The sequence below is a fragment of the Virgibacillus siamensis genome, assembly GCF_039522605.1.
Taxonomy (GTDB): Bacteria; Bacillota; Bacilli; order Bacillales; family Amphibacillaceae; genus Lentibacillus; species Lentibacillus siamensis.
Map to the genome: position 1 here is coordinate 1 of NZ_BAAADS010000021.1, position 24482 is coordinate 24482.

General features: G+C 39.8%; 20 protein-coding genes and 2 pseudogenes. 17 read left to right on the forward strand and 5 right to left on the reverse strand.

The features are described 5' to 3' along the window. The 4 genes and pseudogenes from ABD010_RS14515 to ABD010_RS14530 form a co-directional block, all read left to right on the forward strand. Positions 1–209 (forward strand): annotated as a pseudogene (locus tag ABD010_RS14515) (hypothetical protein); the annotation flags it as partial. A gap of 531 nt (positions 210–740) precedes the next feature. Further along, positions 741–2048, forward strand: coding sequence for an AAA family ATPase (locus ABD010_RS14520; RefSeq protein WP_343814608.1), 1308 nt, complete (start codon positions 741–743; stop codon positions 2046–2048). A gap of 2 nt (positions 2049–2050) precedes the next feature. Then, positions 2051–2638 carry an RloB family protein gene (locus tag ABD010_RS14525; RefSeq protein ID WP_343814610.1) on the forward strand — a complete coding sequence of 196 codons (588 nt, stop codon included), beginning with the start codon at positions 2051–2053 and terminating at the stop codon, positions 2636–2638. A 300-nt stretch (positions 2639–2938) separates the two neighbouring features. Next, positions 2939–3601 (forward strand): hypothetical protein, encoded by a 663-nt coding sequence (locus ABD010_RS14530; RefSeq protein WP_343814612.1) that lies wholly within the window; start codon positions 2939–2941, stop codon positions 3599–3601. A gap of 162 nt (positions 3602–3763) precedes the next feature. Here ABD010_RS14530 and ABD010_RS14535 read toward each other — a convergent pair whose 3' ends face one another. Beyond that, entirely contained in the window at positions 3764–5527 is a 1764-nt protein-coding gene (locus tag ABD010_RS14535; RefSeq protein ID WP_343814614.1) for an alpha-glycosidase, read from the reverse strand. A gap of 335 nt (positions 5528–5862) precedes the next feature. On the opposite strand from ABD010_RS14535, the gene ABD010_RS14540 reads away from it, so the two are divergent. The 5 genes from ABD010_RS14540 (at position 5863) to ABD010_RS14560 (ending at position 13006) form a co-directional block, all read left to right on the forward strand. Then, positions 5863–7143, forward strand: a complete 1281-nt coding sequence (locus ABD010_RS14540) for an extracellular solute-binding protein (RefSeq protein WP_343814616.1) — start codon at positions 5863–5865, stop codon at positions 7141–7143. Positions 7144–7337: 194 nt separating this feature from the next. Next, positions 7338–8621: a sugar ABC transporter permease gene (locus ABD010_RS14545; RefSeq protein WP_343814639.1), complete on the forward strand. Its 1284-nt coding sequence runs from the start codon at positions 7338–7340 to the stop codon at positions 8619–8621. Continuing rightward, positions 8622–9458, forward strand: a complete 837-nt coding sequence (locus ABD010_RS14550; protein WP_343814617.1) for a sugar ABC transporter permease — start codon at positions 8622–8624, stop codon at positions 9456–9458. Positions 9459–9500: 42 nt separating this feature from the next. Further along, positions 9501–11879: a glycoside hydrolase family 31 protein gene (locus tag ABD010_RS14555; RefSeq protein WP_390351392.1), complete on the forward strand. Its 2379-nt coding sequence runs from the start codon at positions 9501–9503 to the stop codon at positions 11877–11879. Between the two features lie 107 nt (positions 11880–11986). Beyond that, a complete protein-coding gene (locus ABD010_RS14560; protein ID WP_343814642.1) occupies positions 11987–13006 on the forward strand; it encodes a LacI family DNA-binding transcriptional regulator in 1020 nt (339 codons plus the stop codon). A gap of 235 nt (positions 13007–13241) precedes the next feature. Here ABD010_RS14560 and nadA read toward each other — a convergent pair whose 3' ends face one another. Together nadA and ABD010_RS14570 are read right to left on the reverse strand one after the other, a co-directional pair. Next, positions 13242–14201, reverse strand: a complete 960-nt coding sequence (gene nadA, locus ABD010_RS14565) for a quinolinate synthase NadA (protein WP_343814619.1) — start codon at positions 14199–14201, stop codon at positions 13242–13244. A 518-nt stretch (positions 14202–14719) separates the two neighbouring features. Next, the gene (locus ABD010_RS14570) at positions 14720–15223 is read right to left on the reverse strand and encodes an SLC13 family permease (protein WP_343814620.1); all 504 of its coding nucleotides are present in this window, start codon (positions 15221–15223) and stop codon (positions 14720–14722) included. Positions 15224–15685: 462 nt separating this feature from the next. Here ABD010_RS14570 and ABD010_RS14575 point away from each other — a divergent pair, with 462 nt between their 5' ends. The 8 genes from ABD010_RS14575 to ABD010_RS14610 all read left to right on the forward strand — a co-directional run bounded on the left by ABD010_RS14575 (position 15686) and on the right by ABD010_RS14610 (position 23176). Continuing rightward, positions 15686–16009 (forward strand): PTS cellobiose transporter subunit IIB, encoded by a 324-nt coding sequence (locus ABD010_RS14575; RefSeq protein WP_343814622.1) that lies wholly within the window; start codon positions 15686–15688, stop codon positions 16007–16009. Between the two features lie 108 nt (positions 16010–16117). After that, complete coding sequence (locus tag ABD010_RS14580) at positions 16118–16438, forward strand: PTS cellobiose transporter subunit IIA (protein ID WP_343814624.1); 321 nt, start codon at positions 16118–16120, stop codon at positions 16436–16438. Positions 16439–16974: 536 nt separating this feature from the next. Next, positions 16975–18330: a PTS cellobiose transporter subunit IIC gene (gene celB / locus ABD010_RS14585; RefSeq protein ID WP_343814625.1), complete on the forward strand. Its 1356-nt coding sequence runs from the start codon at positions 16975–16977 to the stop codon at positions 18328–18330. 36 nt (positions 18331–18366) lie between these two features. Further along, positions 18367–19707 carry a 6-phospho-beta-glucosidase gene (locus ABD010_RS14590; RefSeq protein WP_343814627.1) on the forward strand — a complete coding sequence of 447 codons (1341 nt, stop codon included), beginning with the start codon at positions 18367–18369 and terminating at the stop codon, positions 19705–19707. A gap of 160 nt (positions 19708–19867) precedes the next feature. Continuing rightward, positions 19868–20188: a DUF3870 domain-containing protein gene (locus tag ABD010_RS14595; protein WP_343814630.1), complete on the forward strand. Its 321-nt coding sequence runs from the start codon at positions 19868–19870 to the stop codon at positions 20186–20188. Positions 20189–20371: 183 nt separating this feature from the next. Beyond that, the gene (locus ABD010_RS14600; RefSeq protein WP_343814633.1) at positions 20372–21538 is read left to right on the forward strand and encodes a DUF819 family protein; all 1167 of its coding nucleotides are present in this window, start codon (positions 20372–20374) and stop codon (positions 21536–21538) included. 91 nt (positions 21539–21629) lie between these two features. Beyond that, on the forward strand, positions 21630–22688 hold the full coding sequence (locus ABD010_RS14605) for a dipeptide epimerase (RefSeq protein ID WP_343814635.1): 1059 nt from the start codon (positions 21630–21632) through the stop codon (positions 22686–22688). Positions 22689–22792: 104 nt separating this feature from the next. Next, on the forward strand, positions 22793–23176 hold the full coding sequence (locus ABD010_RS14610) for an SEC-C metal-binding domain-containing protein (protein WP_343814637.1): 384 nt from the start codon (positions 22793–22795) through the stop codon (positions 23174–23176). 161 nt (positions 23177–23337) lie between these two features. Here ABD010_RS14610 and ABD010_RS14615 read toward each other — a convergent pair whose 3' ends face one another. Continuing rightward, positions 23338–23697, reverse strand: coding sequence for an IS630 family transposase (locus ABD010_RS14615; RefSeq protein ID WP_343814645.1), 360 nt, complete (start codon positions 23695–23697; stop codon positions 23338–23340). Positions 23698–23975: 278 nt separating this feature from the next. Then, positions 23976–24197, reverse strand: a pseudogene (locus ABD010_RS14620) (helix-turn-helix domain-containing protein); the annotation flags it as partial. Between the last annotated feature and the right edge of the window lie 285 nt (positions 24198–24482).

The window sequence follows — 24482 nt, forward strand, 5'->3', positions numbered from 1 at the left end:
CGATTGATCAAGCTGAGGCGGATGAAGCGGCATTCCGGAAGCAGCGATCTTATCGTGGCGCCCCGGCTGGTGCTGAGGTGATTCCGGATTGGTTTCGGGAGCGGAAGGAGAGAAAAGAAGTGTCGCGTAGCAAGGATGTGGCTGGTGCGGTTTTGGATGCTGGGAAACAGGGGGAGTTTGAGCAGTTGTTGGCGGAGTTTGGAGGGTGAGGGTAATAGAGAAAAAGTAGCCCCATGTCCCCTCCTTTCAAGAGAACGTAATATTCAGGAATTTGGATTAATGTAATTATGGATTACCATGCAAAATAACGCTGATTTTGCATTCATATGTGAAAAAATAGTAAGTTATGTCAGCAAAAAGTTGAAAGAATAACCTACAGAATGACAAATTCTTCAGAAGGAATCTACTATGATAGAACTATATCCTGATGGAGGTGCTTATATTGAATTCCAGTAATATTAGCTATGTTATTTTTATGCTAAATGTATTAGATATGGCCAAAAAACATAATTTTACATTTACCGTGTACGAAGATAGTGTTGAGGTGGTGTATCCTAACTGTAGTACAGGGCAATCAATTACGCTTACGTCAGAAAAAGATTTCTATCGAGTTTGTGAAGATATTATAAGGTGGAGGTAGTTTTATTTACAAAAATATGTGCAGAATTAAGTTATTTGTTGTAATATATAATAAAAGTAACTATTTTAAACGTAGAAATTGTTGAAAGAAGGTGATTTACGTGCTAGTTGAATTTTCCATAAAAAATTTCAGGTCATTTAAAGATAAAACAACTTTTTCTATGCAGACAGCACCTTATTTAAAGAAACATAAAGACACGAACACATTTCAGTTCCCATCTATGAATCTGTTAAAAAATGCGGTTATTTTTGGACCTAATGGCAGTGGGAAGTCTAATGTGTTTGAGGGAATGGCAACATTGAGGGATTTAATTACAAACTTTGCTGCGCCCAAAGGCAGAGGAATACCAAAGTTACCACATCAGCCCTTTAAGATGCATGATAGTAATGAGAATAGCGACACTGAATTTGAAGTGATTTTGCATCTTGATAAAATTCTTTATCAATATATTGTTTCTTTTAATGAAAATCAAATTAACTATGAATCATTATCCATCTTAAAGAAATCAAAGGATGAGTGTCTTTTTATTAGAGAGTACGATCAAGAGGAGGATACATATCATTACTGGTTGTCATCTAAGGTAAATGACTTTCGTAATCTTACCAGGAAAAATATTCTTTATTTATCTATTCTTAATCAATTTAATGATACACATGCTATAAATATAGTGAACTGGTTCCTGGAAGATTTGCAAATAGTCAGGACGAATTATGAACTTAAACATTATGGGCATTTGCTTGACAGATTGGCTGAGGATAAAAATTTAAAAGATAACGTAGTCCGCCTTCTCAGGGTTGCCGATTATAATATTATAGATCTTGAGTTGAAGGAAAAAAGACAAAAAATTCCTGGGTTTATTAAAGAGTATTTTGAATATGATGATGAAGAGGAATTTATAGAGTATACGGATGTTTTTACTGTTTATAATAGATTCGATAGTAATGGTGAACTTTTAGGGGCCACTTCTCTTCACGCAGATTCCTTTGAATCACGGGGCACGAAAAAGATGATAATTATAGCGGTTATATTATTAGATGCATTACAGCGGGGTAAAACACTTTTGATGGAAGAATTTGATAGCGCATTTCATTTAGCTATATCAAAGTTTTTAATGAAATTATTCAATACAAAACTTTACAACAAAAGTTCTCAGTTTATATTGAATACACATGAGGTTTCCCTACTTGATAATGATATTCTGAGGGTAGATCAAATATGGTTTGTAGAAAAGGATAAGGATAATAATTCAGATCTATACTCCTTATATGATTTTAACGATGCTAATGATCGGCCAAGAAGTGATATAACGTATGCCAATGATTATTTAAAAGGGAAGTTTGGTGCATATCCTGTCATCAATAATCATGTGTTTGACTACAATTTTTTGCATAGAAGTGAGGATGAATAGATATGGCCATCCCCTCAAGAAGAAGAAAAGGGCTTAAAACAAAAAAGTCTATGCTGCTAGTATGTGAGGGAACACATACAGAGGTAAGTTATTTTGAAAGTATAAGACAACTTTTACGAAAACCCAATGTTACAGTGGAAGTACATGGTGAAGGAAAATCGCAAATGGCTTTATTGGATGCTGCTAAAGCTAAAATAAAAAATAATAAAAGGGATATTGTTAGTTCCTGGGTTGTGTTTGATAAAGATGATGTAACACGGGAACAAATTGAAAAGACGAGTAAAAAAGCAAAAGAACGCAGTATAAAAGTTGGCTTTACGAATATCTGTTTTGAATTATGGTTATTAATGCACTTCCAAAAAGTCGGCAATCCCATTGATAAAAAGCAATTGTATCGGGCATTGGAATCATATTTAGAAATAACAAACTATGAAAAATTAAAGGGGGATTGGGAGTTAATAGAAAAAATTGCTTATAAGTATAAAACAGCTATTAAGAATAACAAAAAATTATTCTCTTCTCAGAGCGACAAATTCACCAATCCTTACTCAAATATTTTTGAAATCCTCGAGGAAATTGAAGAATTATAACTAATGTACTTATGAGCTATAATGGAAAAATTAATTTTCAATCGACAGCACACTTAACATTGGAATCTGATTCGCCAAGTGATTTTGAAAAGATTATGGGGGCGTTGACATAATGAAACCAAAACAGTCAGTTTTATTGTATCCCCAGGCAGTACCGTTGAGAAAGGTGAGTTTGAATTACAGCCTAATGTAACAGTAAATGGCAAATCACTTAATTATAAGGTCCAGAAAATAGATTACGATCATATTGATACATCCTATTATATCTATCCGTCGTCAGTAGCGGGTGTTGCTTTTGATTTGAACTTACCGGAGAACTTGAAAGTTGGTTATATTGACAGCGGCTTTGATAAAGTGGCGGACAGGCTTAGTGCTATCGGCATGGATGTTACCAAATTGACGACTGAAGATCTACAATCCGGAGACCTTGCATCATATGATACAATTGTTACCGGTATCAGGGCATATTTGTCTCGCGATGATTTAAGAACTAACAACCCGCGTCTATTGGAATATGTCAGGAATGGCGGACACATGGTAGTTCAATATAACAAACCATGGGATAACTGGAAACCAAATGAAACAAGTCCGTACAAATTGGTAATCGGTCAGCCATCTATTGAATGGCGCGTAACACATGAAACTGCTGAAGTGAATGTGTTAAAGCCGAAGCATCCTTTATTTAATTTCCCTAACACTATTAAACAAAGCGACTGGGATAACTGGGTGCAGGAAAGAGGTCTCTATTTTCCAATGGACTGGGCGAGTGAATATGAAACGTTTGTAAGCATGTCAGATCCGGGTGGAAAAGAGTTCCAAGGTGGAATTTTGATGGCGGATTATGGTAAAGGCAGTTATCTGTACACAAACCTTGTATGGTACCGGCAAATTCAAAGTCAGGTGCCAGGTGGATATCGCATCTTTACAAATCTTGTAAGTTATCCGTTGAAAGATCAAAACTAAATAGTGATAGTTTAAAGGCATTTCCTGATTGTGGGAAATGCCTTTTCATTCAAAGTAAAGATTGCCACATGGAAGTTATCACTGCGGGTAAAAACACCACTTACCTTACTTTTATAAAAAAAGGTTGAAGCCAGAGGTATAAAGCTTATCACTCCGGCTAATTTACTTTTCCATCCGCAACACTCTAAAGCCGAACGGTTCTACTGTCGCCTCACTGCTTTTGTCTGCACTCTTTTCTGTCAGAAGATCCATCATGTCCTGTTCGATATATTGTTTTGGCAATGAAATTTCCTGTTTTTGTTCCGAATTATTGATGATAAATATTATCACGGAATCTTCGGAAGTGCGTTCATAGATAATGTGATTTTTCGCATTGTCTGTATGCAAAAATCGTATTGTACCATTTGGACCGAGTGCCGGTTCATTCTTTCGCAGTTGAATGATTTTCTTGAAAAGTGATAATAAATTGTGATCCTGATTTTGTTCATCCCATTCCATACACTTGCGGCAGCCCGGATCCTGTCCGCCGGTCATTCCGATTTCATCGCCATAATAAATGCATGGCGTCCCGATGAAGGATAGCTGGAATAAGTAAAGCAGTTTTGCCTTGCGTTTGTCCCCTCGGCATTGTGTTAAAACCCTTGGTGTATCATGACTTCCCAGTAGGTTAAAGGCAATCTCATTTACGTTTTCCGGATAAGAAGCTAAAACCCGATCAATTTGATGGGAAAATTGCTCCGCGTTGATTGTATTTCGAGCAAAAAAGTCTAATGCCGCTTCGGTAAAGGGATAGTTCATTACTGCATCAAATTGATCTCCTGCTAACCATGGCATGGAGTCGTGCCAAATTTCTCCCAAAATATAGACATCCGGTTTGATTGCTTTGACTGTTTGCCGGAATTCTCTCCAAAATTGATGATCGATTTCATTGGCAACATCAAGCCGCCAGCCATCAATGTCAAATTCTTCAATCCAGTACTTGGCAACGTCGAGTAAGTAGTTCTTCACCTTAGGATTTTCCGTATTCAATTTCGGCATATTGGCGGTAAAGGCAAATGTATCGAAATTCGGCTTAGGATTCAGTTGAAGCGGAAATTCCCGAACATGAAACCAATTTTTATAATCCGATCTTTCTCCCTTTTCCAATACATCCTGAAATGGGGCGAAGTAAAAGCCGCTGTGATTAAAAACTGCATCCAACATAACTTTAATGCCACGCTCATGACACTTTTCAACAAACGTTTTAAACGTTTCCTTGTCACCAAATTGCGGATCCATTTCAAAATAATCGATTGTATCGTATTTATGGTTGGAATGTGCTTTAAAAATGGGTGTAAGATAAATGCCGGTGATACCGAGTTCTGATAAATAATCAAAATGTTGAATGATACCCGGTATGTCTCCGCCGAAATAATTTTCCGGGGACGGTTCTGTGCTTGCCCATGGCAGGGCTTCGGCAGGGTCCAAGTTCTTATCTCCATTCGCAAATCGTTCCGGAAAAATTTGATACCAAACGGTTTCCTTAACCCAGGTAGGTGCTTGAAATACATCAATCGGATTTAAGAAAGGAAACTTAAAAAAGAAAGTTGGGTTATCATATGGTAGATAATCGTAAAATTCTTTTTCTGTAAAATATACGATGGGTTCCGTTTTGTTTTCCTGCAAGGCGAACATATAATGCATTCGTCGGTTGATCGGTTGGCATTCGACGAACCAATAATCAAACAAGTCATCCTGATAGGTAACCGTCATAGGAAGTTCATGTAAGTCCGGTTTACTCCCTTTATAGTCAAAAGGGTCCCCATAAATTAGCCGAACTTTCTCCAAATCTCCTTTTTTCGTCCGTATCCGGATATGGAGCAACTCTTTATTGTATGCATATGCATAGTTGTTCTTTGGCCGATGATATATTGCTTCTTTTAACATAGTGCCATCCCCTCCAGTTTTGTGCAATCGATTTCATTTGCGTTTTATTTTGCCAGAAGAAATGAATAATTTCAATGGCCAAATGGTGTAGATGTCTAATAGCTGATGTGATGCGGAAGTTGATAACAGTTGAGTTTAGTGTGCAGAAGAATACCTAAAATTTTTTATTGACAAAATATTAAACAAATGATTATAATATAAATAACTTGATGCAAACGGTTTCACAAAATGATTGTATAAACACTAAATTATTTTTTTACCCGTTTGTGCAAACGATTGCACTGTTTTCTGAGCACACTTTAAGTATTAAAATTATCAAGGGGGAGAATTATTTTATGGTTAAGAAGCGTTTACCATTGCTGTTTGTCCTAATATTATCGTTGTCTATGGTTTTAGTCGCGTGTGGCCCCGATCGGGAAGGAAAAACTAAGGATGGCGGTACATCCGATGATTCCAGTGAGGTGGAAAAGCCAGAAAAACTGCTTGTTTGGGCCGATGAAAATAAAGCAGAGGGTATTAAAGATGCTGTCAAAGCTTTTGAAGAGAAGCATGGAATCAAAATTAAAGTGAAAGAGCTGGAAATGGCATCTAAACAAAAGGAACAATTACGTTTGGATGGACCGGCCGGAACAGGTCCTGACGTGCTAACGCTGCCACATGACCAAATCGGTTTATTGGCAAAAGAGGGGCTTCTTGCACCAATTGATGTAAAACAATCCGTGTTGGATATTTATACGGATTCATCCATTGATGCTGTTACATATGAAGGTGACGTGTATGGGGTTCCGAAAGCAACGGAAACACCGGTGCTTTTCTATAACAAGGAGCTTTTAAAGGAAGCACCGAAGACATTTGAAGAGCTTTATACGTTCTCGAAGAAATTCACAAAAGATGGCAAATATGGTTTTCTGGCACTTTGGGATAACTATTACTTTGCTCATGGTATTTTGGCGTCATACGGGGCATATGTGTTTGAAAACAATGATGGGACATTAGATACTTCTTCTATCGGACTTAACAATGAAGGTGCCATTAAAGGGGCTAAGTTCATTGAAAAGTGGTACGATGAAGGATTATTTCCACAAGGGATTGTTGGAGAAAATGGCGGTTCTGCTTTGACGGGACTCTTTGAAGGTGGTAAGGCTGCAGCGACCATGCAAGGGCCATGGGCTGTTCAAGGTATGAAAGATGCAGGCATCGATTTTGGGGTATCTCCGATGCCGAAATTGCCAAACGGAGAATATGCGAAAACGTTTGTCGGCGTGAAGTCATGGAATGTAAGTTCATATTCCGAACATAAGGAATGGGCAACAAAGCTTATTGTTTGGCTGGCAAATGAAAAAAACTCCAAAGAGCGCTTTAAAATTGTCAACGAAATTCCACCGGTGAAATCATTGATAAACGATCCGGTAATTGAGGATAATCCTGTTGCAAAGGCGGTGGCTATTCAGTCGCAACGCGGTGTACCGATGCCGAATATACCGGAAATGGGCAAGGTCTGGGAGCCAATGGCCACTTCCCTGCAGTTAATTGTTACCGATAAACAGGAACCCGAAGATGCATTAAATAACGCGGTAGAATCAATCAAAACAAAAATTAAGGCGAATAACAATTAATGAAACAAATGAAAAGAGCAGTACTTACTTTTAATAGGATGCTGCTCTTTCCTGCATTTTAAAAATCGACCAATCCACAGTTTTAACGAAGGCGGTAGATAGACTTCATGTTTTGTTTTCAACTGTCAAAGAAGTCAATCGTTCGCGATATAATTACAATTCCTGCGATTTGAGCCGGAAAGGAAGTCGTTATGATGGAAAAGGAACAATTTAAAACGAATCATCGAAAAACCGCTCTCTATTTATCTGTCATTCCCGGAGCGGGGCAGTTTTACAACAAGCAATTTATCAAGGGTTTCGTATATTTTATCTTATCCCTTTCCTTTATTACCGTATTTTTTGATTTTCTGAATTTGGGCTATTGGGGGCTTGTAACGCTCGGAACCATTCCAATGGTGGACCATTCCATCTTCCTGCTTGTAAAGGGAATAATTGCGGTACTTGTTACAGCAGTTGGATTGGGAATTTATGTGTTAAATCTGGTTGACGCCTATAAAAATGGCAAGCGAAGAGATTTGGGCATTGAAACGTTATCTGTTCGGAAACAATATCAAAATCTGATTGATTCCGGATTTCCTTATTTGATGATTACACCAGGGTTTATTTTATTATTGTTTGTGGTCATCTTTCCGATATTATTTGTTATTTTGCTGGCGTTTACGAACTATGATCTGAATCATTCTCCACCGGCAAAACTAGTCGAGTGGATAGGGTTTGATAACTTTTTTGAAATCTTTCAAATGGAAATGTGGCGAGACACATTCTTCAATGTATTTAGATGGACAATCGTGTGGACATTTCTGGCAACAACCATTCAAATTGCCATTGGTATATTCTTGGCGGTGTTGGTGAACCAAAAGGACTTAAAGTTTAAGCGGACCATCCGGACGATTCTTATATTGCCGTGGGCGGTACCGGCTTTTGTTTCCATTCTTGTATTTGCCGGAATGTTCAATAATACATTTGGAACGATTAATAATGACATTTTAGCATTTTTCGGAATAGACGGTATCCCGTGGCTGACAAATCCATTTTGGACAAAGTTTGCTTTAATTATGATTCAGTCGTGGCTGGGTTTTCCATTTATTTTTGTTATGGTAACCGGCGTTTTGCAGTCCATTCCCAATGACTTGTATGAAGCGGCAACAGTTGATGGTGCAACAGCATGGCATAAATTTAAACGGATCACGTTTCCGATTATTATGTATGCGGTAGCCCCTATTTTAATCACACAGTACACATTTAATTTTAATAATTTTAACGTCATTTTCTTATTTAATGGCGGAGGTCCAGCGGTGCCTGGTCAAAATGCCGGAGCTTCCGACATATTAATTTCCTGGATTTATTCGCTGACCATCGAGCAATCTCAGTACGGTAAGGCCGCAGCGATTACGATGATTCTCTCCGCAGTGGTTATAGTAGTGGCGCTATGGCAGTTTAGGAGAACAAATGCATTCAAGGAAGAGGGTATGATGTAGATGACTCTAAAAACGCAAAAAATCATACGTTTAACGGCAACCTATTTAGTGATTCTATTTGCTGCAGTGATTATATTGTACCCTGTTTTATGGGTGGTTGGATCATCTCTTAATCCGGGGAATAGCTTATCAGGTTCAGCGATCATTCCCAAGAATGCAACATTCGACCATTACAAGGATTTATTTGCGAACAGTTACTATCTAAAATGGTATTGGAATACGATTAAGATTTGCTTGTTGACCATGGTTATAACGGTGGCAATGATTACCTTGATGGCTTATTCCTTTTCAAGGTATCAGTTTGTTGGCCGCAAGCACGGTCTAATGACATTTTTAATTTTACAAATGATTCCAAACTTCGCAGCTCTTATCGCTATTTATGTGTTGGCGGTTGTTACCGGTTTAATTAATACGCATATAGCCCTTGTCCTCATTTATGTTGGAGGACTGCTGCCAATGAATACATGGCTTGCAAAAGGATACTTTGAAACAATTCCAAAAGAATTGGATGAATCAGCACGGATGGATGGGGCAGGACATTTTCGGACTTTCTGGTCGATTATTCTGCCACTGGCTAAACCGATTTTAGCAGTTATTTCATTATTTGCTTTCATCACCCCGTTTACGGATTTTATTTTGGCACGTGTTATTTTACGAAGCGAAGAGAAATATACCCTTGCTGTGGGGCTGTATGAGCTTATTGCCAATAACTTTGGGGCAGAGTTTACAAAATTTGCCGCCGGTGCGGTATTGATTGTCATACCGATTTCGATTTTGTTCTTATCGCTGCAGCGTTATTTGATTTCCGGGTTAACTTCCGGCGGGACGAAAGGGTAATCAGAAATATAATAAAAAATCATATTCATATGGAAGAAGTAGGTGAAGAACGTGCAGGACACAAGTTTTGCGATACATCCGGGAAATAAAAAGCAGCCGGGAAAATCTGCTTTTCAAGATATTGGCAAATTGATTACTTTTAAAAATGAACAGGATAAATTTATCTTTCATTGTGAAAATGGCTATGTGACAATTTTATGTTACAGCAGGGATATCGTTCGAATTGTCATGAACCCCACGGACGAGCCGGTGCTTGACCGGAGTTTTACAGTGAAAAATGCTGACGGATTCAAAGCTGTTGACGTCCATGAAGGGGCGGAACAACTGGAACTTTTAACAAATGATATACGGATGGTTATTCACAAGACCCCTTTTCGGCTTTCTATTTATGATCAGCACGATCAACTGCTAGTGGCTGAGTTAGAAAAAGGCATGGGCTATGATAATGAAGGTAAAGTAATGTGCTATAAAGCTGCAACGGAAGATGATCATTATTATGGCTTCGGCGAAAAATCAGGGTTTTTGAATAAGCAGGGCGAAAAGCTGACGATGTGGAATAGCGATGTTTATGCACCGCATAATCCGGAAACAGATTCGCTTTATGAATCCATTCCGTTTTTCATGACGTTAACGAATGGCCGGGCAACAGGAATTTTTCTGGATAACACGTTTCAAACAACTTTTGATATGCGGACAGAGCAGACAGGTGTTTATTCCATGCAAGCTGATGGTGGTCAATTGGATTACTATTTTTTCGCGGGACCAACGCCGAAACAAGTTATTGCACAATACACTGGTTTAACGGGAAGAATGCCGCTCCCGCCCAAATGGGCGATTGGCTATCATCAATCACGCTACAGTTACGAAACGGAAGTGGAAGTTCGTGAATTGGTGCGTCACTTCCAGGATAAGCAAATTCCGCTTGACGCTGTTCATTTGGATATTCATCATATGGATGGTTACCGGGTTTTTACATTTGATGCAGATCGTTTTCCGAATCCGGATCAACTCATTGCGGAACTGAAAGAGCAAGGCATTCGGATTGTGCCGATCGTGGATCCGGGTGTAAAAGCGGATTCCGAGTACAGTATTTACCAGGAAGGCATTTTGCATGATCTGTTTTGCAAGTATATGGAAGGCAATGTTTATTTCGGTGATGTTTGGCCGGGAAAGAGTGCGTTTCCTGATTTTACGAAGAAACGTGTCCGCAATTGGTGGGGAGAGGAGCACCAATTTTATACGGATAAAGGTATTGAAGGCATCTGGAATGATATGAATGAACCGGCCGTTTTTAATGAAACCAAAACGATGGATGTAAGGGTAATGCACGATAATGATGGGAATCCAAAATTTCATCGCGAACTGCACAATGTTTATGGCAATTTGATGGGCCGGGCAACGTATCATGGGATGAAGCATTTATTAAATGGGAAGCGGCCATTCCTGTTAACGCGTGCGGGCTATGCCGGCGTGCAAAAGTATGCGGCTGTATGGACAGGGGATAATCGAAGTTTCTGGGAACACCTGGAAATGGCAATCCCCATGTGTCTTAATCTTGGAGTCTCCGGTGTACCGTTCTCGGGACCTGATGTTGGCGGATTTGCCCATGATTCCAATGGGGAGCTGTTGACACGCTGGACACAATTTGGTGCGTTCACCCCGTTTTTTCGAAATCATAGTGCAATTGAAGCGGTACGTCAGGAGCCATGGTCATTCGGCGAAAAATACGAACCAATTATTAAACAATATATTCAATTACGTTATAAGTGGCTGCAACATCTTTATAAGCTGTTTAAGACATCCGGTGAAACAGGAATACCGCTGATGCGTCCGTTGTTTTTGGAGTACCCGGAGGATAAAAAGACGTATCAGCTTTCCGATCAGTTTTTGATTGGGGATAATGTGTTAATTGCGCCGATTTTAAGGCCAGGTGTAACGGATCGCATCGTCTATTTGCCTGCGGGTGAATGGTATGACTACTGGACAGATGAAAAGTATGACGGGGGGCAAAAGATAATGGTCCACGCCGAGTTGGATACGTTACCAATTTTCATTAAGAAAGGTACAGTTTTGCCGGAAGCTGAAATAACGATGTCGACAGCAAAGCCGATTTCGAATATGACGATTCATATTTATCCAGATGAATCAACGTCCACTTATCAATTGTATGATGATGATGGGCAAACCTTTGCGTATGAAGCGAATGCGTATTTTGCACTGAATATTCATGCGCGGTCCGCATCCGCTAGTGTGGTTATTGATACCGTATTGGAAAATGACGGATATAAACCAGGATGGACGAACCTGTTGTTTAAGGTTCATGGACTTACTTCTGATGCTAATATCACGTATAATGAGAAAAAAGTGAATGGAGACTTCGATGCGGAAACTTGTACGCTGGTATTTTCAGGCTCGTGGTAACCTGTTGATTGCTGACTTGCAGCAGCTGTGTTTTTGTAAGGTGGCAAGCGTGAATGCCAGGTATTGTTATAATTAGACGTGAAGGGAACATACAGGAAATGGTGAATATGATGCCAACAATTAAGGATGTAGCAAAATTAGCGAATGTATCACCGTCGACTGTGTCGCGCGTCATCGCTAATAATCCAAGAATAAGCAATAAAACAAAGGAAATTGTAAATGATGCGATGGAGAAGCTTGGGTATCACCCGAACTTTACCGCAAGAAGCCTGGCGAGTAAAAGTACACAAACAATTGGTCTGGTCATGCCAAGCTCCGGTGAAAAAGTGTTGCAGAATCCGTTCTTTCCTGAAGTGATTCGGGGGATTAGCACGAAATCCCATGAAAACAGATATGGTTTATATATGACAACCGGTAATACCGAGGACGAAATTCTGGAAGGTGTATATGAACTGGTTCAGGGAAGGCGGATTGATGGCTTGATTCTACTATATTCGCAGGTGAATGACCGGATGATGAGCTATCTATTGGATAAGGGCTTTCCATTTACCGTTATCGGCAAGCCGTTTCAAAATGAAAATCAAATAACGTATGTCGATAATGACAACGTGAAGGCAGCTTTTGAAGCCACGTCCTATTTGACTGAACTGGGACATGAAAGGATTGCATTTGTCGGTGGAGGTATGGAATTGGTTGTGACGATTGATCGTTTGGAAGGTTATCGTAAAGCAATGGAGTCTGCGAGTATTGCCGTTCGGGAGGATTATATTGGTCATCATGAATTTTTGCGTGAGGGCGGACGCGAAGCAATCGAAAAGTTAATTAATCTTGACGCTCCCCCGACAGGTCTTGTTGTCACAGATGATGTTATGGCATTTGGTATTGTGAATACGCTCGAGCAGATGGGGTTGAAGGTACCTCAGGATACGTCGCTGGTCAGCTTTAATAATGTGATTTTTTCAGAGCTGGCAACCCCCTCATTGACATCTGTGGATATAAATATTTTTCGGTTGGGCTATGAAGCAGCACAATGCTTATTTGAGAAAATTAATCAGGCTGAACTTCCCCCAAGGCGGATTACGATACCACATCAACTTGTTGTCAGGGATTCGTGTCGCCGGGTGTAGCTGATAGGAACATTATCATAACACGATTGAAAAGGGGATACGGAGGCTGCAATCACTCCGATATCCCTTTCTGTATCGTTATAAATAAACTGATAAAAGGAGGACATGCTGGTGAAAAAATGGTGGAAAGAAGCAGTCGTTTAGTAGTGGCGCAAGTTTTATCGGTTTATCAAAATAGGCGCATGAATAATTTATGCGCCTACTGTGAGTTTATTACTTTCGTTAATGGTAATCCTTATCCAATTGAAATCATACGATCAATCGCAAGTTTTGCCTGTTCAGCTGTTTTAGGGGGGACTGTGATTTCATGTTTGTTTTCCTTCAAAGCGGCCAACATGTTGTCCAGCGTGATCATTTTCATAAATGGACATACAGCTTCCGGGTTCGCCGCAACGAACTGTTTATGAGGGTTTTGTTTTTCCATTTGATGAATAATTCCTGTTTCCGTCGCAACGATGAATTCATCTGCCTTGGAGCTTTTCGAATGCTTCAGCATATTTCCTGTCGATAATATATGTGTTTTATCTCCCGGCAGCACCCCTTCAGACTTTAAATACATACTGGAAGTGGAACAGCCGCATTCCGGATGGACAAGCAACTCAGCCTTTGGATGCTCTGTGAATACATTATCTACCTGATGTGGATGAATCCCTGCGTGGACATGACATTCACCCATCCAAATATGTATGTTTTCCCGGCCGGTTTCGCGTTTCACAAAGTTACCAAGGAACATGTCCGGTAAGAAAAGGATGTCTTTATCTTTCGGAATGGAATTGACAATATCCACTGCGTTGGAAGAAGTACAGCAATAATCACTTTCTGCTTTAACGTCCGCTGATGTATTTACATACGAAACAACTATTGCTCCCGGATGCTCTGTCTTCCATTTACGGAGCTGGTCGGCTGTGATTGAATCGGCTAAAGAACAACCTGCTTCCAAATCCGGAAGCAGAACCGTTTTCTTCGGGTTTAATATGGCAGCCGTTTCCGCCATAAAATGAACACCACAGAATACAATTACGTCAGCGTCCGTCTTTACTGCTGCGCGTGCTAAGGCAAGCGAATCACCCAGCACATCCGCAATATCCTGAATTTCAGGCACTTGATAATTATGAGCAAGCAGTACAGCATTCCTTTTTTTCTTCCACTCCAGAATTTCTTCGACAAGACGATTTGGCTCGTTCGAAACTACCATGTTAGCATTCCTCCAATTAGTTTTAATTAGAATGAAGTTTTATGTGTTTCCTATTAAATGATTTATATAAAGTTGTGTACATTTACATATGTCTTTACATATATATTTACATAGATTTTATTTAAATACAAGGCTTACTATATTAACATTGTTGAACATGGTGGAGGGTAAATATGTTTTGGATTCACGTGGATTAGAAATAGATGAAGGAATGGATATACAACAGAAACATGTCTTGAAAATACCTGGACTTAATTTAAAACGTAACTACTTTTGGTTATATCTCCACATGCTGCTAGTTGTTTGTAGAAAGCGACGGCCGGCATGTAGAGAAAATTTTTGTATGTACTGTAATACAAACTCAGTTGTAAATCGAGCGAACTCCTTGTCGAAACGAGCGAACTTCGGCAAAAACGAGCGAACTCCCCGCTCAAACGAGCGAACTTATGGAAAGCTTTTGAGTGAAAAAATCGTAAAATAACCCTTCGCTCGGATTATTTTACGATTCCATTTTACCGCTACTTCAAGTTTGCAGGCAGCTCAAACAAATCAATTCCCCATATAATCGGCAGGAAGAAATACTCTGCCAGTACAATTAAAATTAACGAGGTTATATTTAACCAGAATCCATTTTTGACCATCCCGGTAATTTTTAATTTACCCGTACCATAAATAATGGCGTTTGGTGGTGTACCTACCGGGAGCATAAATGCGCAGTTGGCTGCCATTGCGCATGGAACCATAAATGCATAAGGGTGTACATTTAGTGCAAGCGCAAGTGAAGCTACTACTGGTATAATCATTGTTCCAGTGGCAGTATTTGAGGTGATCTCGGTCAAAAACAGAATGACAGCAGTAGCAATAAACATAATGATAAGGATGTTCATTCCTTCAAGTTCTGCCAACTGATTTCCGATCCAGTCCGAAAGTACCGTTTCGGTAAAACCTGCAGCAATGGCAAGTCCTCCGCTAAATAGAATAAGACTGCTCCATGGGATATTTTGAGAATACCTCCATTCCATTCCACTATTTTATTCCTGTTTTGACGGAATCAGAAAAAGTAATACGGTTGCTGTGATCGCAATAATACCATCACTGATCCTGGGGTTTTTCCAGGACTTCCCCCAAAATAAAAGTCCGTGTAATCCAGATAAAAAGCCGCGAATATAAAAACATGTGCAACGGCTTTATCCTCATATGAAATTTTACCAAGCGATTTCCTTTCCCGGTTAATCTGTACCTTTCCGCCCGGCAAACGAATTTTCCATATTAAACATTTCAGCTGTTGTAGCTGCCAGGATACTGAGAGACAGTGTTCCATTCATGTCCCAAGACCCGCCTATTGTTCAATGGAACTTCAGAACGCTATCGTAAAAATTCTTGTTACTGATATAAAAAAAGATATTACATCTAATAGTGATAAATTGTAGTAAATCGTCATAAAAATTATTATTAAATAAAATTTTATGGAGGAGGAATTTTGGGTGAAAAAAGTTTTAATTATTTGTGCAGCTGGTATGTCATCTTCGTTAATGGCAAAGAAAACAACCGATTATTTAGTGGATAAGGAACACGATATTAGAGTAGATGCTGTTTCTACTAATGAGGGCTATAAGATGATTGAAGATGATAGCTATGCGTTGTATTTAGTAAGTCCTCAAACGAAAATGTATTATCAAAAACTAAAAGAAGCTGGACAACGTGCAGGTAAACCGGTAGTAAATATACCGCCACAAGCTTATGTACCTATACCAATGGGGGTTGAAAAACTGGGGAAATTAATCATGGAAGAATTTCCGAAATCATAAATTTTAATGGGGATACGTCGTCTTCGTTAATTGAAGTATCTTTGCGCTGTTTAGGATTAATCAAATCATGGACAAGCGTAAACAGCAGTATGAGTGAGGAGGACATTGATGGAAAAAGAACAAATGGAAAGTATTGCTTTTAACATTATTTTGCATAGTGGTTTATCAAGAACTATGATACATGAAGCATTTAAAATGATGAGGGACAACAGCTTTGGAAGCGCCTTTGAAAAATTAGAAGAAGCAAATGATAAGTTATTGTTGGCGCATACGTCTCAAACAGATTTACTCCAGCAATACGCCTCCGGAGAAACATTCGATATGGAAATTATTATGATCCATGCGCAGGATCATCTAATGAATACGATGACATTAAAAGAGCTTGCTTTAGAGATGTTGTATCTTTATGAAAAACTCGAAAACAAATGAGGGATTTGAATATGAAATACGAAGAAAGGACATTGAGAGAACAAAACAAGAAAAACCTTAGTATGAAAGCTATGTACTTCAATCGGTATTTACTTGTCAGATATACGACTGCTTTATTTTTCTTTACTAATATATATTGGCTCATTTCATTGGTGGTGAGCGGTTCATCATTATATGTTATCCCGTTGCTACTACTAGTCATATTATTGTTCAGCATCGCGGAACAAGTGAGGTTATATGGCAATCATACCAATGATCCCAAATATACAAGGTATTGTTATATCGCTTTACTGGTTTCAAATATAGTCTTATTCATACCTGCTTCTTTATCTTCGTACTTCACTGAATTATATCCATTTCTCTCTAATCAAGGGAAATCTAAACTGTTAGTCGCAGGTGTTTTAGTTCTTGGTATATTGCTGAGCACATTCATTCTCAATCGCTTAAATTGTATTAAACGAAATGAGGATAAACATTATCAGCGTATTAAGAATTATGAGGAAGCGATGAATTAATAAAAGAAAAGGGGTATTTATATGGCATCTGAAAATAAAGTGTTCGCTCTTTTGGAGAAATATCTTATGGGTCCCATGGGTGAAATCGCATCCTGGCGTTTTGTACGTGCCATAATGGCCGCTGGAATGGCCTCTATTCCGTTTATAATTGTTGGCTCTATGTTCCTGGTCTTGAACGTATTGCCGCAAGCAATGCCATTTTTGGAAGGTTTTTTTAATGACACTTTTTTTAGAATCAGCGATTTGTATATGTTAACGTATAAAGCTACGATGGGGATTTTAGCATTATTTTTTGCTCTTGTTATTGGTTATGAATATACCAAAATATATGCCGAAGAAGAAGAAATAAATCTATCCCCCTTAAACGGTGCATTGCTATCAATGTTTGCCCTTTTTATGACAATACCTCAACTAGTTTTTAAAAATGGACACGTATCGTTGGTACATGAAGTTACGGAGGATACGAAAATTATCCAAGGTTGGGAAATTGTAGGTAATGGCTTAAGTCGTTTAGGGGCTACAGGAATATTCTCAGCCATAATTATGGGGATTGTAGCTGTACAACTGTATAGACTGTGTGTTAAACGGAATTGGATTGTAAAGATGCCAGAGTCGGTTCCAAGTGGTGTAGCCAGAGCATTTACGGCATTAATTCCTGCCTTCATAGTTGCTGTTGCAGTGTTACTCATTAATGGTATTTTAGTTGTATTCGGTACGGATATATTCAAAATAGTAGCAGTACCTTTTGGATTTGTTGTTAATTTAACAGGCAGCTGGCTAGGTATTCTAGTTATTTTCTTTATCATCCATGCGCTTTGGATTGTAGGTATTCATGGAGCAAATATTGTAAGCGGATTCATTTTGCCGATCCTCCTTACGAATATGCAGCATAATATAAATGGTGCGAATATCCCATATGCGGGTGAATTCCATAACGCATTCGCAATTATGGGTGGTTCCGGTGCAACTTTAGGGTTATGTATATTTATCGCGTTCTTGGCCAAATCAAAACAATTAAAAATTTTAGGTAAAGCAGCACTTGCGCCTGGTATTTTTAATATTAATGAACCATTAATATTTGGGCTGCCGATTGTCTATAATCCATTCTTGGCTATCCCGTTCTTTTTAGCACCAATGGTTTCTGCATCAATTGGTTATTGGGCTATTAAACTACACATTGTTCAACCAATTGTTGCAATGATGCCTTGGCCTACCCCAATTGGTGCAGGCGCCTTTATTAGTACGGGGGGAGACTTTATGGCAGTAATAGTTGCATTCATTTGTGGTATTGCGGCATTTCTCGTTTGGTTCCCATTCATTAAAATATATGATAAAAGGTTACTTGAACAAGAAAAAGGTGAGGGAACAATGGCCTGACGCTAACTATCTATCAAACACAGGAAGGTGATTATCGTGCAAAAAGAGAATTTAAAGGTTGCTACCATTGGCGGTGGATCAAGTTATACACCCGAATTAGTCGAGGGATTTATAAAACGGTACGATGAATTTCCACTTACTGAACTTTGGCTAGTGGACATTGAAGAAGGAAAAGAGAAGCTGGAAATCGTTGGTGATTTGGCAAAAAGAATGGTGCAAAAGGCTGGCCTGCCAATAAACGTACATCTAACGTTAAATCGCAGAGAAGCTTTAAAAAATGCTGATTTTGTTACAACGCAATTCCGTGTTGGTGGACTGGATGCCCGGGCTAAAGATGAACGAATTCCGTTAAAGTATGGCGTGATTGGTCAAGAAACAAATGGACCTGGGGGATTATTTAAAGGACTGCGAACAATTCCTGTCATTTTAGAAGTTACGAAAGAGATGGAAGAACTTTGTCCAGACGCTTGGTTAATTAATTTTACAAATCCGGCCGGCATGGTTACAGAAGCAGTTCTTCGCTATTCTAACATTGATAGGGTTGTGGGACTTTGCAATGTTCCAATCGGTATGGAAATGGGTGTTGCAAAGTTACTGGATGTTGATCATTCCAGAATTCGTATTGATTTTGCTGGACTGAACCATATGGTATATGGTTTGGATGTATATTTAGATGGTGTAAGCGTAAAAGAAGAAGTTATCAGAAAGTTGTCTGATCCGGAGAACATTAGCTTTGTCAAAAATATTGACGGCATGGGCTGGCAACCGGAATTTATTCAAGCATTAAACGCGCTGACCTGTCCATATCATATGTATTATTATAAATCCAAAGAAATGCTGGATAAGGCCATCGATAGTTCCAAGAAAGAAGGAACCCGCGCCGAGGTCGTTCAACAATTGGAAAAAGAATTATTTGAACTGTATAAGGATAAAGACTTGGATATCAAACCACCTCAACTGGAAGAAAGGGGTGGGGCATATTATTCAGATGCAGCAGTCCGCTTAATTACATCCATTTATACTGACAAACGCGATATCCAGCCAGTCAATACGATGAACCGTGGTGCAATCGCCAGTATTCCTGATGATTCAGCAATTGAAACCAGTTGTGTTATTACAAAAGACGGCCCAATACCACTGGCTGTGGGGGATCTGCCTGTTGCTGCACGAGGACTTGTCCAACAGATTAAGTCATTTGAGCGAATTTCGGCTGAAGCAGCAGTTACTGGTGATTATAATAAAGCAGTTCTTGCGTTAACGATTAATCCATTGACTCCTTCTGATGTCATTGCAAAACAGATTGTTGATGAAATGATGGAGGCGCATGAGGAATACCTTTCTCAATTCTTTAAAAAAGAAAAAGCTCATCTGAAATAGTATGTTACCGGCATTTCCCAGCGCCTCTTGAAAACGTTTCCTCATTGTGATAGGATAATCCTATATTCTGTGAGAGTGTTTGTATTCCGCAATGGTCATTTATCTTTACCGGGTAAATTCCCATGTGGGGTCTGGCGGCCTTTCAAGGAGTGGACAAGCGTTGTACGATGAAGAAACAGTATATGTTGTAGGAGAAGCTAAATCCCCGGAAAATAATCCGATAACAAAGCAGTTTGAAACGTTTTTTGTCGGGTTTGTCGTTGATCGTACGAATGGCCAGATCATTGATGCCGAGTGTACCGCAGTTATCGGGTTAACGAAAAAATTTGTTCAATCATTATTTGCTGGTCAGAATATTATGGATAGTGACCAGGTGAACAGCTTGATTGAAAATCGTTATCTGGGATCTTCTCAGAAGGCTCTCAAAGTAGCTTTCAGACATGCGCAAGCGAAGTATGAACAATCATTTGCAATTGAATAAATATTTCATAACTGCTTTATCTATCTATTACGTAGATGAAACCCAGTTGATAGTGATGAATTTTCTATCAGCTGGGTTTTTATGTTTTCTCAGACAGCGGATGGGACTAGGGGTCTGTTCCTATGTCCCGGTACAGTGCTTGATTCCAGGAATAATACTACATGAGGTGGAAGGAGATTTTATATGATTCAGGATGGTTTTTTATATTTGGGGTTGGTTATTGGGATTGCGGGTCTTATCGCTTATATTGAACATAGCTCAGATTCGAAGCTTTTTAAATTTGTTCCGGGAATTGTGCTCATCTACATTGTTGGGGCCATTCTCAAAACGTCGGGTGTTATAGGCGATTCCGAATCGATTGATAACACTTATGGTACGGTGCGTGATGCCATTTTGCCGGCACTTATTCTTTTAATGCTGATAAATTGCGACTTGCGCAAACTTATAAAACTTGGACCAAAAATGCTAATTGGTTATTTCACAGCGGTCTTCAGTATCATTCTTGGTTTCACTCTGGTTTACTTGCTGTTCCAAGGATTGTATGCACCAAAAACATGGCAGGCATTCGGTGCACTGGCCGGAAGCTGGACTGGTGGATCAGCCAATATGGTCATTATTCAGGGAATCCTTGATGTTCCGGAAAATATCTTCGGTTATGCGCTTGTAATGGATACAATTAACTATTCAACTTGGGTAATGTTAATGTTCTGGCTTGTCCCGTTTGCGGCAGTGTTTAATCGCTGGGTAAAAGCGGACACATCACATTTGGATGAAGTTAGCAGAGAATTGGCAGCAGAACAGGAAGAGGGCGATAAGAAGAAGACATCTTTCGTCCATTTGATGGGGTTATTTTCTATTGGTATATTCGGGTCTGCAGTAGCGACTAAAATCGGAAGTATGTTGCCAACCTATGGCGATATTGTCAGCGGACTGACTTGGACAATCTTCATCGTATCTGTAGTTGGAGTCCTGCTTGCCATGACCCGTGTTTCTAAGATTCCCGGGTCCATGGATGTCGCCAATGTACTATTGTATGTTGTAATTGCGCTAATTGCATCCAGGGCAGACTTTACTCAATTATTCCAGGCCCCTATTTATATTGTTTCCGGATTTTTGATCTTGGCTGTCCATTTACTTATTATGGCTCTGGCAGCAAAACTGTTCAAGCTGGACCTATTTACTCTTGGCGTATCGAGTCTTGCCAATATAGGTGGTATGGCGTCTGCACCGCTTCTTGCAGGAACCTATAACCGTGCACTGATTCCAATTGGTGTTGTTATGGCATTAGCGGGATCATTCCTGGGAACTTACTTTGGACTGCTGGTAGCTCAAATTCTGTCCATGTTGTAAGGATCATATCTGGATATTCGTTTGAGTAAGATTGATTGTATGCGCTAGTTAATAGAACCTTTGGACAAAATGCTTAAGGAGAGAAGTCATTGTGAAAATAACTGAAATGACAACGCAAAAAATGTCATTACCATTGGAAAAGCCTTTTAAAACAGCGTTGAGGACAGTAACAGAAATTGACGTAATTGATGTGATGATTCAACTGGAAAATGGGGATGTTGGCCGTGGTTCAGCTTCCTCTACTTGGCAAATTACCGGTGAATCACTTGCCAGCATTCAAGTGGCAATTGACGGTCCGATCAAAAAAGTGCTAATGAACCGTGATATAGAGGAACTGGAAAATATCCTGATGAAGATGGATGGGTGCTGTGTCGCTAACACTAGTGCTAAAGCAGCTGTGGATATTGCTTTGCATGATGTATACTGTAAACGATTCAATCTCCCGCTTCATCAATATTACGGCGGAGGATCCGTATTTCCTGAAACAGATATGACAATTAGCATTGATGACCCTGAAGTGATGCAAGAAGATGCAAAACTTCGCATCGGACAGGGATTTGATGTGTTGAAAATCAAAGTCGGTAACAATGCGGAGGATGACATCGAGCGAATCCTGAAAATCCGTGAAGCCGTTGGTACGAACGTGCAGTTGCGTCTGGATGCCAACCAGGGGTGGAATCCGAAGCAAGCCGTGAAAATCATTCGTTATTTAGAGGAGAATGCCGGAATCGAGCTTGTCGAACAACCCGTTAAAGCCCATGATTTCGACGGCCTAAAATTTGTTCGTGAACGCGTTGATACGCCTATCATGGCCGATGAGAGTGTTTTTTCGCCATCAGACGCGTTCCAATTGCTAAAAAATGAGGCAGTTGACCTGCTGAATATTAAGTTAATGAAGAGCGGCGGGATTCGCAGAGCAAGACAAATTGCTGATATGGCGCAAAGTGCTGGGATTGCGTGTATGATTGGCAGCATGATGGAGTCGCATGTTTCCGTTACCGCCGCAGCCCATCTGGCATATGCCCACAGTAACATTACCCGCTATGACCTTGATGCGGCACTATGGCTGCAGGATCAGTCTGACGAGGGTGGAATTAACTGGCAGGGCAAAATGGCAAAGCTGTCCGATAAGCCTGGTTTGGGGTTTTGAGACCGTCCCCGTGCTTCTTCAAGATGATTTTTATTTTGAGTGGACGAAGGAATATGAGGCATTAGTAAAATATGTCCAACGGCAATTGTTGGATGATGATGCATATGAAGCAGAAGAGCTGTGTGCAGATATTCATGGTGAATGTGAATTTAGCTTTTCATTGGATCATATATTCCGCCCAGTTAAAACGGCGGGCATTGAATTTGAAAAGTCAGAAACAAGTGCAGGAAGTGATGCAGCTTGTTATGGATCTTTCCAATAATGTCAGGCTATGGGAGAATAATGGATTCACACCACATGAATTGCACAATCGAGTTGAACGGCCAATGTTGCGCCCTTTACCGGATGAACCATATAATGTCATGACCGGTTCGAAAACAAGACGGGCACCCGCGACTTCAACAAAATATGGCGGTAAAAAGGTTGGTAGGAATGAGCCGTGTCCATGCGGGAGTGGGAAGAAATATAAGAAGTGTTGTGGGGGCTGATGTTGGGAAGTGCGAGGACGGGTTAGGTGTTTCTAGTGTTTTGTTTCATAAGTAACATTAACACAAAACAATTTCATTACTTGCAGATTCCAAGCCATATTTCCATCTGAACGGAACAGGATTTTCATTTACTTCCTGAAGATATAGTTCAATACGCTCTTTTAACTCTTGCTTGGATTTGACGCGGATATGCCACAGAAGCTCTTACTCATCTTGGCAAAAAATGATTCGATAATATTTAACCAGGACCCGTGCTTCGGCGTGAATACAAACTCAAAACGATTTGGGACCGTTTCCAGGTAAGATCGGGTTTCTTTGGATGTATGAGCCGAGTGGTTATCCAGGACAACCTGAATTCGCAACTCCGGATCATAGCAGTCATCAAGCATTTTCAGGAAGTCCACAAATTCACGGCTGCGATGTCGGTCTTCAACAGAGCCAATAATTTCACCGGTGACCAAATCAATTCCAGCAGCCAAGCTAAAGGTTCCATGTCTAATGTATTCGGAGTCACGTCCAATGGTAGTGTGCTTTCCGGGAACTGGCGGTAAATCAGATGCCTTGTTTTCAACGGCCTGATTCCAGTTTTTTCATCATAAGAAAGCATAACGTCAAAAACAGGCTGGAATTCATTGTCTTCCAGAGTCCACTCTACTTGTTGGTATACATGAAGTACTTGAGCCATTTTGGTATCAAAGTCCGGATCACGACGTTCCAGATAATAGTTAATTTTATGGGGCTTAATATCATTTTCATCAAGGATGCGTGACACAGTCCCTGATCCAATGTTTTTCACGCTTGGATGGCCAGCCCCTTCTGCATTTTTTCTAATATGTTGGGATAAAAGGCGTGTCGTCCATACTTCATAGGAATATCCGAGTTCTTTCGGTTTTTGACAAGCTAACGAGACAACCCATGTTTTGGCATCATCTGTAATTTGGGCGGGTCGACCTGAGCGTTTGTTATCGTCCAAGGCATTTAAGGCACCAAATTCAAGCGCTTTGTCAATGCAGCGATACACTTTAGGCGCATTTGTATTTAAGCGGTCTGCGATGGCCAGAGCGGGTTCACCATGGCATGATATCCTCTCCCAACAATTGGCTTACTATAAGGATGTCATAAATTTAATATAATTACATTAATTTCGAGTCAAACTACTAGTCAGGAATTCTTTTTAAAATTGGAAAGAGTGTTTCTTTTAATCCTTATTGTTTTAAAATGCATTTAAAGATATAACCTGAATTATTCATAGAAATCCCTTAATATCATGCTAACTCATGTCTGCCAAGAGATTTTACTAAATTGA